At 40.3% G+C, this 14,838-nt stretch carries 12 protein-coding genes and 2 pseudogenes; 9 read left to right on the top strand and 5 right to left on the bottom strand.

Annotation, left to right across the window (positions count from 1 at the left end; all coding sequences use genetic code 11):
* Positions 1 to 5 precede the first annotated feature (5 nt).
* Together NYZ99_RS21325 and NYZ99_RS21330 are read left to right on the top strand one after the other, a co-directional pair.
* Entirely contained in the window at positions 6 to 1,070 is a 1,065-nt protein-coding gene (locus tag NYZ99_RS21325; protein ID WP_338039308.1) for an MGH1-like glycoside hydrolase domain-containing protein, read from the top strand.
* Positions 1,071 to 1,083: 13 nt separating this feature from the next.
* A complete protein-coding gene (locus tag NYZ99_RS21330) occupies positions 1,084 to 1,968 on the top strand; it encodes an MGH1-like glycoside hydrolase domain-containing protein (protein ID WP_338039309.1) in 885 nt (294 codons plus the stop codon).
* On the opposite strand, the gene NYZ99_RS04350 is transcribed toward NYZ99_RS21330, so the two are convergent.
* The 4 genes from NYZ99_RS04350 to NYZ99_RS04365 all read right to left on the bottom strand — a co-directional run bounded on the left by NYZ99_RS04350 (position 1,965) and on the right by NYZ99_RS04365 (position 5,728).
* Positions 1,965 to 2,336, bottom strand: a complete 372-nt coding sequence (locus NYZ99_RS04350) for a hypothetical protein (RefSeq protein WP_260573797.1) — start codon at positions 2,334 to 2,336, stop codon at positions 1,965 to 1,967. The two genes, NYZ99_RS21330 and NYZ99_RS04350, sit on opposite strands and share 4 nt — an antisense overlap.
* A gap of 148 nt (positions 2,337 to 2,484) precedes the next feature.
* Complete coding sequence (locus tag NYZ99_RS04355) at positions 2,485 to 3,810, bottom strand: hypothetical protein (RefSeq protein ID WP_260573799.1); 1,326 nt, start codon at positions 3,808 to 3,810, stop codon at positions 2,485 to 2,487.
* A gap of 27 nt (positions 3,811 to 3,837) precedes the next feature.
* Positions 3,838 to 4,797, bottom strand: coding sequence for an NTP/NDP exchange transporter (locus NYZ99_RS04360; protein WP_260573800.1), 960 nt, complete (start codon positions 4,795 to 4,797; stop codon positions 3,838 to 3,840).
* Between the two features lie 25 nt (positions 4,798 to 4,822).
* Positions 4,823 to 5,728 (bottom strand): serine hydrolase, encoded by a 906-nt coding sequence (locus tag NYZ99_RS04365; protein WP_260573802.1) that lies wholly within the window; start codon positions 5,726 to 5,728, stop codon positions 4,823 to 4,825.
* 346 nt (positions 5,729 to 6,074) lie between these two features.
* Between NYZ99_RS04365 and NYZ99_RS04370 the strand changes: the two genes are divergently transcribed.
* The 4 genes and pseudogenes from NYZ99_RS04370 (at position 6,075) to NYZ99_RS04385 (ending at position 9,164) form a co-directional block, all read left to right on the top strand.
* The gene (locus NYZ99_RS04370; RefSeq protein ID WP_260573804.1) at positions 6,075 to 6,230 is read left to right on the top strand and encodes a hypothetical protein; all 156 of its coding nucleotides are present in this window, start codon (positions 6,075 to 6,077) and stop codon (positions 6,228 to 6,230) included.
* A 160-nt stretch (positions 6,231 to 6,390) separates the two neighbouring features.
* A pseudogene (locus NYZ99_RS04375) lies at positions 6,391 to 7,037 on the top strand (pyridoxal-phosphate dependent enzyme).
* Positions 7,038 to 7,044: 7 nt separating this feature from the next.
* Positions 7,045 to 8,109: an N-acetyltransferase DgcN family protein gene (locus tag NYZ99_RS04380; protein WP_260573807.1), complete on the top strand. Its 1,065-nt coding sequence runs from the start codon at positions 7,045 to 7,047 to the stop codon at positions 8,107 to 8,109.
* Complete coding sequence (locus NYZ99_RS04385; RefSeq protein WP_260573810.1) at positions 8,106 to 9,164, top strand: mandelate racemase/muconate lactonizing enzyme family protein; 1,059 nt, start codon at positions 8,106 to 8,108, stop codon at positions 9,162 to 9,164. Before NYZ99_RS04380 ends, NYZ99_RS04385 begins: the two co-directional genes overlap by 4 nt.
* A gap of 11 nt (positions 9,165 to 9,175) precedes the next feature.
* On the opposite strand, the gene NYZ99_RS04390 is transcribed toward NYZ99_RS04385, so the two are convergent.
* Positions 9,176 to 9,859 carry a cell division ATP-binding protein FtsE gene (locus tag NYZ99_RS04390; protein ID WP_260573830.1) on the bottom strand — a complete coding sequence of 228 codons (684 nt, stop codon included), beginning with the start codon at positions 9,857 to 9,859 and terminating at the stop codon, positions 9,176 to 9,178.
* A 157-nt stretch (positions 9,860 to 10,016) separates the two neighbouring features.
* Here NYZ99_RS04390 and NYZ99_RS04395 point away from each other — a divergent pair.
* The 3 genes and pseudogenes from NYZ99_RS04395 (at position 10,017) to NYZ99_RS21340 (ending at position 14,817) form a co-directional block, all read left to right on the top strand.
* Positions 10,017 to 13,040 (top strand): annotated as a pseudogene (locus tag NYZ99_RS04395) (tetratricopeptide repeat protein).
* Positions 13,041 to 13,063: 23 nt separating this feature from the next.
* A complete protein-coding gene (locus NYZ99_RS21335) occupies positions 13,064 to 13,816 on the top strand; it encodes a hypothetical protein (RefSeq protein ID WP_338039310.1) in 753 nt (250 codons plus the stop codon).
* Complete coding sequence (locus NYZ99_RS21340; protein ID WP_338039311.1) at positions 13,813 to 14,817, top strand: porin family protein; 1,005 nt, start codon at positions 13,813 to 13,815, stop codon at positions 14,815 to 14,817. Before NYZ99_RS21335 ends, NYZ99_RS21340 begins: the two co-directional genes overlap by 4 nt.
* Positions 14,818 to 14,838 lie beyond the last annotated feature (21 nt).

The following is a 14,838-nucleotide window of genomic DNA, read 5'->3' on the forward strand; positions in this document are numbered from 1 at the left end:
CTGTTATGAAGGCCATTTCAGATACCTGTGTGCAATCTAGAAGTACAAGAAATGGGCGTTATTACTTGTATCATGAAAAGGGAAAGCAACTCTTTTGCGAAAATGAGACCAACAATAAGCGAATTTATAATGTGGACAATGAGGTGCCCTATGTAAAGGACGGAATTAATGATCATGTGGTCAATGGAATGGATAGCATAAACCCTGAAAAAACGGGTTCCAAGTTTGCAGTTTGGCACAAGTTTACATTAAAGGCCGGGGAGGAAAAATCGGTTAAAATTCGCTTGAGCAAACAAAGGCTCGAAGATCCTTGGTCCGGATTTGATACCATTTTTAATACCCGAGTGAGGGAATGCGAGGAGTTTTACAACAAAATTCTGTCCAAGAAGGATTTACCAAAGGCTCACAAGGAAATTGCCGAAAGAGCTTTTTCAGGATTACTTTGGATCAAACAATTCTATTATTACGATGTTTTTAAATGGTTGTTTGGAGGTCCTGGGGAGCCCCAGCCCTACAGGGAAAATGCTAGAAACTTCAGTTGGCAACATTTGACCAATAGGCATGTCATCTCCATGCCTGACAAATGGGAATACCCTTGGTATGCTGCCTGGGATCTAGCCTTTCACATGGCTTCCTTTGTTGAGATAGATCCCTATTTTGCCAAAGAACAACTTCTATTGGTCTTAAGGGAAAGCTATATGCACCCTAATGGGCAAATTCCCGCATACGAATGGAATTTTAGCGATGTAAATCCGCCAGTACATTCTTGGGCTGTTTGGAATGTGTACGATAAGGATAAGCAAAAAACAGGTAAAGGTGACATATCTTTTTTGGAAAAGGCATTCCAAAAGTTGTTGATCAATTTTACTTGGTGGGTAAACCAAAAGGATAAAAGTGGTACGGATTTATTTGAAGGTGGCTTTTTAGGACTGGACAATATTGGCGTGTTCGATAGGAACCATATGCCTCCTGGTATCACTCGTATGCAGCAAGCTGATGCTACCAGTTGGATGGCCATGTTCACATTGAACATGTTGCGTATGAGTCTCGGAGCTTTCCAAAAACAATAGATCCTATGAAGATTTGGTTGCCAAGTTTTTCAGACATTTCTTGAATATTGCCTGGGCCATGCACCACATAGGTAAAAAGGATATCTCCTTATGGGATGACGAGGACAACTTTTACTATGATGTGGTAGAAATGGATAGTGGTATGACCAATCGGTTAAAGGTTAGGTCCCTGGTCGGCATTATACCATTATTCGCTGTCGAAATTATCCATAAAGACCTTTTCGAGGAACTTAAGGATTTCAGACGTAGGGCGGCGGATATTGTAAGGACAAGACCTGATTTGGCTTCCCTAATATCCAATATTGAGGAAACCAACGAGGACGGTAATTACCTATTTTCCATTATGAGGGGTTTTAGGCTGGAGCGATTGTTACGACGTATGTTGGACGAGGATGAATTTCTATCAGATTATGGGATACGTTCACTTTCAAAGTACCATGAGGAACATCCCTTTATATTTAAGCATCATGGACATCATCAAATACAATATGAACCTGGCGAAAGTCGCTCCAATATGTTTGGAGGTAACTCCAACTGGCGCGGTCCTATTTGGTTACCATTGAACTATATGATTATTCAATCCTTACGGAAGTACTATTTGTTCTATGGGGACGAATATCAATATGAATTCCCGTTTGGTTCAGGAAGGAAGCTTAACCTTAAGCAAATTGCCAACGAACTTAGCAGACGTTTGTTAAAATTGTTTGAAAGGAATGAGGTTGGGAAATTCCAATACCATGCCGATGACGAAAATAAATTCTTTACAAAGGACGAACATTTTAGAAATCAGCATTTCTTTTATGAATTTTTTGATGGGGATAATGGTAGAGGCCTTGGAGCTTCCCATCAGACAGGTTGGACTGCCTTGATTGCCAATTTAATTATGGAGATGGACTAATTATCCGGGAAAGTAGATTTGTCAATAGCTTCAAAAGCTTGCTTTGCAAATGTGCTAATCTTGGAATCTTCATCCTCTAAATAGTTTTGGACAAGTTTTATATACCTAGGATCCCTTTGTTGCTGAATCAAAAAAAGAACGGCCAGTTTTATTTTCAAGTCGTAACCCTCCAAAAGCCACTGGAAGCATTCCATTTCAGTAGGTATTTTATGCTTTATTTTTTGTAATTCCTCCTCAGATGAAATGTCCAGGGCAGAGTCCTCAATAATGGGCAATAGTTTTCTTTTAAGTTCCCCTGTCAAAAGATTATCCGAGAAATTCAATGGCATTGATCTGTGCTTCCTGTTTTTCACTCCTAAGTCCTTCATAGGCTATATCTATGTCTTTTTGTGGAAAGCGCAGTCCCGAAGCTTAAAGATACGCTCCAGTCCTGCATCCAGTCTTCGCTCTAATAGCTCCAATAAACTTGCGCGGGCCTCCCGTTCACTATCGGAGATTTCCTTTTTGGTTTTTTTTCTATTTCGATACGATATTATTATTTGAGAATGCATTGCTGCCAATGTCTCGGTGGTATAATTTGCATTCGGAAAAAATGGTCTCAATGACCCTGTATCGGTTAAATTTTAGGCGTGGATGGGAATTTCTAAGCTCACTTAATGATTTAATAACCTCCAACCTCACTGTAAGGTCTTTGTCTCCCAATAGGGCCAACAAATGATGTATCGCCTGTTTTGAGTAAAACTCTCGAATTACCGACGGAATAAAGCGCACTACGCTCATTGGTTGTGTCCTTTGCTCAACTACCCTTCTTAATATATGGAGTATCGAGGGACCAAAGTTGACCAAGGCAATAGTGGCATTTTTACGGTATGGTTTTTCTGCGAGTAGGGGAAGAAGGTGGTTTGCTATCGGAATGTATCTGGTTTCGCCAATCGCGTGAATAGTGGACTGAACGATTTCTTCGTTATTATCATTTAGAAGATAAATGAGTTCTGAATAATATTCAGGGAAATTTGCAATTCCGAGAATTTCAATTAGAATTTTTGTTTCATGAATATTGGTTTTACCATCTCGTTGATGGTCTATTAACCTTAGTATTCTCGATTCAATTCCATATTTTTTTCTTAGCTTTTCATTAGTCCTTGACTCACGGGCCAAGCAGTACAAGGCTGACAAGGCAATCCGGGGTTCTTGGTCCTCCAAATATTTATCAAACACAAATGAGCTATCATTTTCTGCAAACCTAAGAACATAGCTTAAAGTAGCTATAGTCAATTCAGGATTGTCCTCTACCAAAAGCAATGGCACATTGGCCGTCATGCTCTTCACATTTAAAAAATATAGGTTTCTTATAGCCGAGGTTTTAACCAAATTGGATGGATGGTCCAATAATTCCTCTACTGCATCGGCGAATCGAACGTCATTTATTTCCATTAGTTTGTCCAACATAAAAAGTAGTTGCTTCTCAGAACCACTTTTGAGAACGCTGCGCATACCGTGAATTACAGACTCCTTTTTATCGAAGACTTTGGCTCGTACTTCGCCTTTATTTGTAAGAGTTTCTAAGTTAGAACGAAATGTTTTATAATACTCTATCCGTACTTTATATATAAAGTAGATCCAAAGACAGACTAGTAAAAGAACCAAGCTAGCAATGTAATAGGATGGCCACTCTAAGCCACTTACAAGGAATATCAGCAAGCAGCCGGCAATGCCCGTAGCAATACTGTCCACAACCACATCAATAAAGGATTTTGTGCGATTTTTTAAATCAAAAGGTAGGGGAAGTGACAATAATTCCGTTGCACTTTTATGGATGGACTGTTTGAGAATGCCATCCATGGCCTTTATTACGACAACAGCTGAAAGTTACGGTAAGATCAAAAAGAAAACACTACCTCCAAAAATTCCTAAAGGCAGTAGCAATAGTGAAAATCCTACACCCCAAATACCTACTATTCTTTGTGTCAAAAATAATTGAACAACCAATGAAAGTAAGTTGAATGTAGAGAACCAAAAACCAAAAAAAGAGGTTAGTTCATCCGCATCTTTAAATGCAGCTGCGGCGAAATCACTGAACATGTAATCCACCAATTTTGCGACCAAAACACTAACGGCAAGAATACATGCTATATAGGTTAAATGTTTTGAATTGAAGATTAATTTAAAGGGTTTGTCCAGGGTTGATGGAGTGTTTTTTGGTCTTCGGTAAGTGCCAATTTTTAATTCCTTGAATCCCCAAATGTTGCCCAATAGTATAAGACATGGAATAAGGAACAATGCGGCAATAAAAATTAGGTTTTCGTTTCCTATCCAAGGTGCTAGAATAGACGCTAGATAACCGCCGACGATTCCGCCTAAAATTGCACCAGCCCCAATAAAACCGAACACTCTTTTGGCTTCCCTTACATTATAAATAAGATTGGCCAAGACCCAAAATTGGGAAGCGGACAGCACAGCATAAATGGCCACCCAACAATAGAAAAAATACAGGAGGAATCCATTATAAAGTTTAAAGGACAGTAATGCGCCAATAAGAGTAAGGACAGCAATGGAACTTAGTAAAGTGACTTTGATTACTTGATTTAAGGCAAAACGTTCAACAGCTTTTGTATATAAAAAAGAGGTGGCCGTGGCAAGCACGGCAACAAGTAAAAAAGCAAAAGGCAGTTGTTTTACCCCCAGTTCAGAAAGAAATAGAGAGTTTACCGTGGGCTTAACAATTAATAGTACAGCAATAACGAAGAAGATGTATAAAAGCATCCAAAAGGAAACTTTGAATTCACCTTCCCGTACGTCAAAAATTCGTTTTACAAGCTCTTTAAACATTGATAAAGCATGCTTTGACACGATACTAAATTACGGGCTTTTGCAGTACTTTTTCTATTGGTTTTACCAAATCCCTGATAATTTGTTCCCCGTTTTCATCATCTATCAAAGCAACAAGGATATAACGCCTTTGAGAAGTTTCTCCCCAAACCAAAATGGAATCTGAATGGTATGACTTCCAAGAACCGGACTTTCTGTATAGCCTTGCCTTTGGCGCTATTTGATCTAGAGTGTTTACAAATTTGTGGTGTAATTCAGGATCAACCATTATGTTCAACATTTGCTTAGACCTTTTTTCATTGACCAACTTTCCATTTGCCAGTAAATAGTAATAACGACAAACTTGGGTAACCGTAGCAGCATGGCTTAAGTTTTTCAAGGGTTCCCTATTGGTTTCCCCACCACTGCCATATCGTTTGCCAACCCAAAGACCACCGCCGTTTTCTTCATCATAAAAAGCATATTTTGGGTCGGTCATAACAGATTCTAATTTGCTATATCCTATACGGTCAATCATTACGGTAGAAGCCTCATTGTCAGATTTACTGATCATGAGCCGCATGTCTTTTTTAATTTCGGCAGTTTCCTTTAACTCTCCTTTTTCTATGGCATCCATTGCCGCCAATAGTATGGCGATTTTAGGTAGGCTGGCAGCGTACATCATATGATTGCCATTGATTCTAGCAAACCTAGGCCTTTCGGGGTCGCTCAAATCCACTAAGCCAACGGCCATTCTTTTTTCCTGAATAAGTTTGTTCCAATCCGAGTGGGATTTTAGTTCATTTTCAAAATTGGTCTGTAAAGAGCTATCCAATAATTTACGGAGTGGCTTTATTTTAGAGTCATCCATTTTTAAAGGAAGTTCATTTTGCCCTTGGGCAAGAGTATAAACCAAAAATGAACAAATGAATACGAAAAAAGTTTTTTGCATTAACGCCAACTATTTAAAAATTAGTCAAAATTAGATAAAGTATAAACGTTCTATTTGTTAATATTTATATGCCGTAGTTTATCGACAATATCTTGTAAAACGAATTACCCCAGCTAAAAACTAAATTTCATTTGTTAAAATTTAAATTTATCCCTTCAAATAAGTTACTTATGCAGTGAGTTAAATTGTACTTTTTAGAGCAAAGAGATTTAGTACTTTTAAATTAAATTGGAGCAAATTTGGGAAGCAATGGATCTTAAGGACGGGGTAAAAACTGCCGAGAACAAAGTTTCTTCGGAAGCCGAGAAAATTAAGTGCTTTTGTATGTGACCATACCAATTCACTTGTGGACCGTTTAGAATCCTATGAGGATATCATTAGCCTAGAGGTTGGCGATACAGGTCCCGGCAGGGCCAAAACCCTGGAAAGGGAGTTTGATCTTAGGCAGTTGTACATCAAGTATGAAGGTGATAATCCAACAGGTACCCGAAGGATAGAATAGCATTTGCCCAATTGTACGATGCATTAAGAAGGGAGTACGATACCGTTTCCTTGGCTACTTGCGGCAATTATGGCGTGGCTATGGCGTTGGCATCAAATCGGCCGGGATAAAGTGTAAAATATTCATTCCGGAATCCTACCATACGGATAGAATTACTGAGATGGAACGGTTAAATGCAGAAATTATTCGATTGCCGGGTAGTTATGAAGATGTTGTTGTTGAAAGTTCCAAATTGGCCAGTGGAAGCGGCTGGTATGATGCCAATCCCGGTGGTTCCAATACTCCTTTACAGATAAGTGCCTATTCCCAAATAGCTGTAGAAATCTTTGAAGATTTGGGGGATGCCCCAAAATTTTGTGCATTCCCGTATCCAACGGGACACTTATAGCAGGTATTTTTAGGGGTTTTGTAACGCTATATAAAAGAGGAAAGACTTCTAGAATTCCAAAAATGATAGCGGCCTCTTCCTCCAATAAAAATCCAATCGTATATTCATTTCTTCAAGGTTGGGACCAGTGTAGAGATCTTAGTCCGGATTTAATCAAGGAAACCAAATTCAACGAGCCTTTAATCAACTGGCATAGTTTTGATGGGGAAGAGGCCCTTTACGCATTAAGGGAGTCTAATGGAGAGGCCTTTAACATCAGTGATAAGAAATTACGTGAAATGACCACTATATTGAACAAAAAGGAAGGTTATAAGATTCTCCCCGCTGCAACTGCTGGCTTGATCGGACTTTTGGAACTTAATGAAAAAATGAATTTTGAGGCGGACTGCTTCGTGGCCGTTCTCACCGCTAAAAATTAATATAAGAATGAAAAATGTTATCGATGGCAAAGCCTTAGTCTATTGCGAGGGAGCCTTTAATACCCCAAATGGGAAGACGGGTCATGGGTTGGTACGTTTTACCGAACGATATAAAATTCTTGGTGTTTTGGATTCCAACTATGCAGGGCAGGATGCGGGTGAAGTATTGGATGGAAAACCTAATGGGGTATCCGTTTATAAGGATTTGAAAACGGCTTTGGAAAACGTAGCCGAGCGCCCACAGTATTTGGTCATTGGCTTGGCACCGGATGGAGGACGATTACCCATAGAAGCCAAAAGCGCGATTAAAAACGCGTTGGAACTAGGAATGAACGTGGATAGTGGTTTGCATGATTTTTTAAGTAATGATCAAGAATTGGTACAGCTAGCCAAAGAAAAGGGTGTAACCATCCGTGATATTCGAAAAACACCAGATCGAGACAAATTACATTTTTTTACCGGGGATATAGAAAAGGTGGATTGCCTTAAACTGGCCGTGCTGGGAACGGATTCCGCTTTAGGTAAAAGAACTACGGCGTGGATTTTAGTGCACGCTTTTAGAGATGCTGGTAAGAAGGCGGAAATGATCGGTACGGGCCGGACCGCCTGGATGCAGGGAGCCAAATATAGTATGGTCATGGACAGCTGTATCAATGATTTTGTTTCCGGAGAAATAGAGCATGCAGTGGTAAGTGCTTGGAAAAATGAAGATCCCGATGTAATTGTAATAGAAGGTCAAGGAAGTTTAATGAATCCAGCATACCCAGGTGGTTTTGAAATTTTGGCCGCAGGTAGACCGGACTTTGTAATTCTGCAACACGCTCCAAAAAGATTGGAGTACGATGGCTTCCCTGGATATCGACTTCATTCCTTGGAAGAGCAGATCAAAGCAATAGAAGTTATTTCGGGAAGAGAGGTCATTGCGATTACGGTAAATCATGAGGGTATGACCAAGGAAGAAATTCCTGAAATATGTAAAAAAATTACCCTGGAAACCAAGTTGCCGGCGTATGATGTATTGGAATATGGGGCAAAGGAGCTTGTGGACTTACTAAGGGAAAAATTGAAATGAAAATTACGAAGGTAAGCTATGAACGGTTGGATCTTACGCTTGCCGTACCTTATACGATTGCGTACGAGACCATTGATGCCACCACAAATTTTATCCTAAAAATTGAAACCGATGGTAATTTGGTCGGTTATGGTTGTTCCGTACCCGATAAGGAAGTTACGAATGAGATACCAAGAGATGTGATAAATGCCCTGGATTCCATTATAATACCTTATTTAAAAAATAAGGATACTTTTACATTTGCCCTTCTTCTTTCTGAACTAAGAACACTTTTAGGAAAAAAATCAAGTTGTTTGGCCATGGTGGATCTGGCTCTTTTTGACTTGATATCCAAAAAGGCGGAAGTACCCTTATATAAGTTTTTGGGAGGATATCGTTCCAGTATTCCAACTAGTATTACGATAGGAATAATGGACTTGGTAGATACTTTGGCCTTGGCCAAGGAATTTGTAACCCAAGGTTTCAATATTTTAAAAATTAAGGGAGGTTCTGACTTGGACGAAGACATTGCTAAAATGATCAGATTGCATGAAATATATCCCCATGTAAAATTTCGATTTGATGGAAATCAGGGATATTCAGTTCAAGAATCCATAGCTTTTGTAAAGGCTACTTCGGCCATAGGTATTGAAATCTTTGAACAGCCAACTAAACATGAATCTGAGGAACATTTAGGGCAAGTGACAGGACAGGTAGACGTACCCGTAATGGCTGATGAAAGTATAAAGACATTGACCGATGCTTTTCGTTTGGCACAAAACGAGCGGGTTGACATGGTTAATATCAAACTGCAAAAGGTGGGCGGTATTCTTTCCGCAACCCATATTAGTTCGGTAGCAAAGGCAGCAAAAATGGAAACCATGGTGGGATGTATAGATGAGTGTGGTTTGGGCATTTCCGCGGGGTTACATTTTGCTCTGTCAATACCCAATATCATGTATGCGGATTTGGATGGCCATTTGGATTTGATGGAAGACCCGTTCACTAATTTGTTCCGATTAGAAAAAGGAATACTCTACCCTACGGACACATATGGTTTGGGCTATAGGGAATAAAAAAGCTGAGGTTAAACGGCCTTCTGCACAACTTCGAATACTTTATTGGAGTCGCACTTTATGGTTTTGGAAGGATATTTAAGTATAAGGGCGTAATCATGGGTGGCCATTAAAATTGTACGGCCGGATTTGTTGATTTCCTGCAATACTTTCATAACCTCCACGCTGGTCTGTGGATCCAAGTTTCCCGTAGGTTCGTCCGCCAATATAAGTTCGGGATCGTTCAGTAGGGCCCTAGCGATGGCAACTCGCTGTTGTTCCCCGCCGGAAAGTTCATGGGGAAACTTAAAACCTTTGGTCTTCATGCCCACTTTTTCCAAAACCTCTACCACTTGGGCGTCCATTTTGGCCTGATCCTTCCAACCGGTGGCTTTAAGCACAAAAAGCATGTTTTGGTTGATATTTCTATCAGGCAAAAGCTTGAAATCCTGAAAAACGATTCCTAATTTACGTCTAAGAAAGGGAATGTCGTTTTCCTTCAGGTTCTTTAAATTAAAGTCGACAATTTTACCCTCTCCTTTTTGTAAAGGAAGATCTCCGTATAGGGTTTTCATAAAGCTACTTTTTCCACTACCCGTCTTACCTATTAGATATACAAACTCTCCTTTGGTCACTTGTATATTCACTTCGCTAAGCACCAAACTCTCTTTTTGAAAAATAGATGCGTCCTTTAATTCTAAAACGGTCTCTTCCATATGTCCTATGTTAATATAAAAGTAATAAGTTCCTATCGATAACAGCGTACCCTTTTTCAAATTCTTTTCCTTTGTAACAACAACCCACATACTTAGGTACAATATTTGCCGTTATCCTTTTTAACACAACGGTAATTCAAAATAGTAAGAGAACGCTATGCTTCATAAAATCACCGCCTTTCTTCCATTGGCAGTGGGAGTTTTTTGGATGGGTACTGCCCAGGAGTCCAAAATCTACACGCATGAGAACAAGGACTTTCAGGAAGCCCTGACACTTTATAACAACGAACAGTTCCAAGCTGCACAAACAATCTTCGAGAAGGTAAAATCAACAACTAAGGACGAGGAGATTGCGGCCAATAGTGCCTATTACGCGGCAAACGCGGCGGTACGACTGAACCAGCCCGGTGCGGACAGAATGATGGAAGATTTTGTTGAAAATTATCCAACTTCCACAAAAAGGAATTCCGCTTTTGCGGACGTGGCCGAGTATTATTTTGATACCGGAAAATATCCCTATGCCCTTAAATGGTATAAGAAGGTGGACCAAGGGGCCCTGTCTAGGGGTGAAATGGAAAAATTCAACTTTAATTATGGATATTCTTTGTTTTCCTCGAATAAACCAAAGGAGGCCGAGCGTTATTTGGAAAAGGTCACCACTTCCCCCGTATATGGTTCTCAGGCGAAGTATTACTTAGGGTATATTTCCTATCAGCAGGACGATTATGAGGCTGCAAATGAGCGTTTTGACCGGATTACTGATCAAAATGTTTTGGAGGAAAAACTAAGTTACTATCAGGCAGATATGAACTTTAAACTTGGTAAGTTCGAAGAGGCTATCGCCCTTGCAAAAAAACAACTTCCCAAATCTGATAGAACTGAGGTATCAGAACTAAACAAAATCATTGGGGAAAGTTACTTCAATTTAGGTCAATATGAGAATGCCATTCCTTACTTAAAGGAATATAATGGTAAACGCGGAAAATGGAACAATACAGACTACTACCTTCTAGGATATTGCTATTATAAGCAGGGTGACTTTACCAATGCGATTGCCCAATTCAATAAAATAATTGGGGGTACGAATAGTGTTTCCCAAAATGCCTATTACCATTTGGCGGAATGTTATTTAAAGCAGGACCAAAAGCAAGAAGCATTGAACGCATTCAGAAATGCCTCCCAAATGGATTTTAATCCGAGATATAAAGAAGGATGCCTTTCTAAATTACGCCCGTTTGAGCTATGAAGTTGGAAATGCCTATGAGCCAGTTCCCCAGGTAATCACCAATTATTTGGATACTTATCCCAACGATGAGCATAAAGAGGAAATGCAGACCTTGTTGGTGGATTCCTTTATTACCTCCAAGAATTTTGCCGGTGCGATGGAGCTTTTGGAAAAAAACCGAACTATGCCAGTAAGGAAACCTACCAAAAAGTAGCTTATTACAGGGGTATAGAATTATTCATGGAAGGTGATTACAATGCATCTTCAGAAGTCTTGGGGAAATCCTTGGCCAGTGCGGCCAACGATTCATTTAAAGCCAGGGCGTGCTATTGGAAGGCGGAAGCCGATTACTTGCTAAATCGGTTTGATGAGGCGGCGGCAGGTTTTAGGTCATTTAAACAAAACCCGGTCTCCGGAAGCATTACTGAAGGCAATGATGTGGATTATGACTTGGCATACTCCTATTTTAAACAAAAGGACTACGGTAATGCCATTACCTATTTTAATGCATTTACCGATGCCCAAAAAGATGATGTTCAAAAGCTGCACGATGGATATTTACGGTTGGGCGACAGTTATTTTGCCACCAGTAAATATTGGCCAGCGATAGAAACATATAACAAGGCCCTGGCACTAACAGGACCGGAAAAGGACTATGCTGCCTATCAAAAAGCCATGAGTTATGGTTTTGTGGATAGGACGGCCAGCAAAATTGAGAGCCTTGAGAATTTCGTAGCTCAGTATGCGAGATCAACATTTAAGGACGATGCCTTGTTCGAGTTGGGTAACACCTATGTTTCGGCTGGGCAGGAGAATAAGGGACTGCAAGCCTATGACCGATTGATTAATGAATACAAGGGAAGTTCCCTAGTGCCACAAGCTCTAATGAGACAGGGGCTCGTTTATTATAATTCCAGCAGGAACAATGAGGCGCTTGCCAAATTTAAAACGGTTGTTAGGGACTTTCCGAACACACAGGAGGCAATACAAGCTGTTTCAACTGCCAAATTGGTATATGTAGATTTGGGTAGGGTAGATGAGTATGCCAGTTGGGTGAACGGATTGGATTTTGTGGAGGTAACCGATACGGAATTGGATAATGCCACTTTTGAATCGGCCCAAAAGCAAAATATGGAGGGAAAGACAGATGCGGCCATTCGCGCGTATAAAAAGTACATCCAGGAATTCCCGAACGGACTTCATGCGTTGGACGCTAATTTTAGTTTGGCCCAACTCTATTTCGGTGAGGGCAATAAGGATTCAGCTTTGCCGTATTACAAATATGTGGCCGATAAGACCACCAGCGAATATGCAGAGCAAGCCTTGACCAGGGTTTGTGAAGTGTATATTGGAAAACAAGATTATGCCACTGCACTTCCGTATCTATTGAAATTGGAAGATCAGGCAAATATCCAGCAGAACAGGACCTTTGCACAGTCCAATTTGATGAAGGGGTATTACGAACAGAAGAATTATACTAAAACTTTGGAATATGCAGACAAAGTTTTGAGTACACCCAGTATCGACGACCGTATAAAAAGCGATGCCCAGATCATGATAGCGAGATCGGCCATTGCCACGGGGAATGAATCAAAGGCAAAATCTGCCTACGCCCAAGTATTGGGTATAGCATCAGGCGCTACTGCAGCCGAGGCATTATATTACGATGCCTATTTTAAGAATCAGGAAGGGGATTTTGAATCGTCCAATATTTCCGTACAAAAATTGGCCAAAGACTATGCAACCTACAAAGAATGGGGTGGTAAGGGACTGGTTTTGATGGCAAAAAACTTTTATGCCTTGGGAGACTCCTATCAGGCTACCTATATTTTGGACAGCGTTATTTCCAATTTTGGTCAATACCCGGAAATAGTGGCTGATGCCCAAGGAGAGCTATCTATCATTAAATCGAAGGAATCCCGGAGAAATTCTTCCGTAGATCCAAATCAAGAGTAAACTCGCATAGCAATAGAACACATATGTATAAAAGCATTAAAATAGTACTAGGATTTATATTATTGATGGGCCTACAAATGGTCCATTCACAGGATGAAACTGATGACCTAGGTACAGAAACGGTTACGGTCACCAAGGCCTATACCCCAACGGTATCGGATGCCTTCAAAATTAAGTCCATGCCCAATATCAACGATTCTATAGTATTACAGAAAAAGAAAATTAACTATAGTATTTTTTCGGTTCCCGTGGCATCCACCTTTACTCCCTCAAAAGGGACTGCTTCCCGTGTGGAAAGAATTCCGCCCCCGGAATTGTTCAATACATATGCGTCAGCAGGGGGAGGTAATTACGGCAACGCAACCGCAGAATTTTACACAACTAGGGAAGTGGATAGGGACGCGACCTTTGATTTGGGTTTCAACCATAATTCCTCTAGAGGTAAAATAGAAGGCGTTCAATTGGATAATATTTTTACCGACAGTCGCTTGGATGCTTCCTTTAAAAAGCGGGATCGTGACTTTGATTGGGGTGCCGATATCGGACTACAACATCAGTTGTATAATTGGTATGGGCTTCCGGAAGGGGTTTATGACGAGGCTACCGTTAATGGAATCAATGAACGACAAAATTATTACATGGGCGAAGTTGGGGGACATGTCAACGTAGAGGAGTCCTTTTTTAAGCGCCTGGATTTGAAATATAGGAGATTCGGGATGCGGTTAAATCCGGTGAGAATAGAGCTGTACTCAATGCTGCATTTGAGGCTCCTTTGAGCGATGAAGCATTCGCCATAGGTGCAAAAGTGGATTATGTAGGTGGTGAATTTGAAAATGCCAGTGTCAATGACCCTACCAACGACCAAGGGATTTCATATGGTCACCTACAAGTAGGACTCAGCCCTGGATTGGTCATGCGCAGGGATGATTTTTCACTTAATCTGGGAGTAAATTTGGTATATGGAATGAATTTGGAAGCTAGTGAGGGTAATTTCTATATCTATCCTGCCATAAAGGCATCCTATAGAGTACTCGATGAAACTGTCATTGCCTATGGTGGCGTGGAAGGGGAGTTGCGGCAAAACTCCTATTATGATTTTGTGGAGGAAAATACCTTTGTGTCCCCTACCTTGTCCATTGCTCCAACAGATAGTCAGTACAATGCTTATATTGGCTTGAGAGGACAATTACTGCCTAACTTGAGCTATAACCTAAAAGGATCCTATACTGCTGAAAATAATTCACCATTATTTAAACTCAATCCCCAAAATAATTTCAGGGATGATGAAAAAGGATATTACTATGGAAATTCCTTTGAGGTCTTTTATGATGATATTAAAACCATTGGTGTTTTCGGAGAGCTGAATGTGGATGTAAATAGGAATTTTACTCTAGGTATTAATGCTGAGGTGTATGATTATAATACAGAGACCGATAATCCTGCTTGGAATCTTCCCAATCTGAAGGGGTCTCTGTTTATGGACTATCAGATTGGTGAAAAATGGTTTGCCGGCGCCAATTTGTTCTATGTGGGAGAAAGGGAGGACTTTACTACCGTTGTAGTACAGAATGTTCCGGTATCTGAGTATCCTGCAACCTTAATCAACTTGGATAGCTTTTTTGACGCCAATGCCCATTTGGGATATAGGGTGGACAATCAATTGTCCATCTTTGTGAAGGCTGCTAACATTGCCAATAACAACTACCAGCGTTGGGCAAATTACCCAGTTCAAGGTTTTCAGATTTTGGCAGGTGCTACCTATAAATTCGATTTATAATACCCATTATCGATAATTAAT

The organism is Maribacter litopenaei (assembly GCF_025244665.1).
GTDB classification, from domain to species: Bacteria; Bacteroidota; Bacteroidia; order Flavobacteriales; family Flavobacteriaceae; genus Maribacter; species Maribacter litopenaei.

Coding starts and splice junctions, on each gene's coding strand:
- NYZ99_RS21325 (WP_338039308.1), top strand. CDS start 6: ATGAAGGCCATTTCAGATACCTGTGTGCAATCTAGAAGTACAAGAAAT.
- NYZ99_RS04350 (WP_260573797.1), bottom strand. CDS start 2,336: ATGAAGGACTTAGGAGTGAAAAACAGGAAGCACAGATCAATGCCATTG.
- NYZ99_RS04355 (WP_260573799.1), bottom strand. CDS start 3,810: ATGGATGGCATTCTCAAACAGTCCATCCATAAAAGTGCAACGGAATTA.
- NYZ99_RS04360 (WP_260573800.1), bottom strand. CDS start 4,797: ATGTTTAAAGAGCTTGTAAAACGAATTTTTGACGTACGGGAAGGTGAA.
- NYZ99_RS04365 (WP_260573802.1), bottom strand. CDS start 5,728: ATGCAAAAAACTTTTTTCGTATTCATTTGTTCATTTTTGGTTTATACT.
- NYZ99_RS04380 (WP_260573807.1), top strand. CDS start 7,045: ATGAAAAATGTTATCGATGGCAAAGCCTTAGTCTATTGCGAGGGAGCC.
- NYZ99_RS04385 (WP_260573810.1), top strand. CDS start 8,106: ATGAAAATTACGAAGGTAAGCTATGAACGGTTGGATCTTACGCTTGCC.
- NYZ99_RS04390 (WP_260573830.1), bottom strand. CDS start 9,859: ATGGAAGAGACCGTTTTAGAATTAAAGGACGCATCTATTTTTCAAAAA.
- NYZ99_RS21335 (WP_338039310.1), top strand. CDS start 13,064: ATGTATAAAAGCATTAAAATAGTACTAGGATTTATATTATTGATGGGC.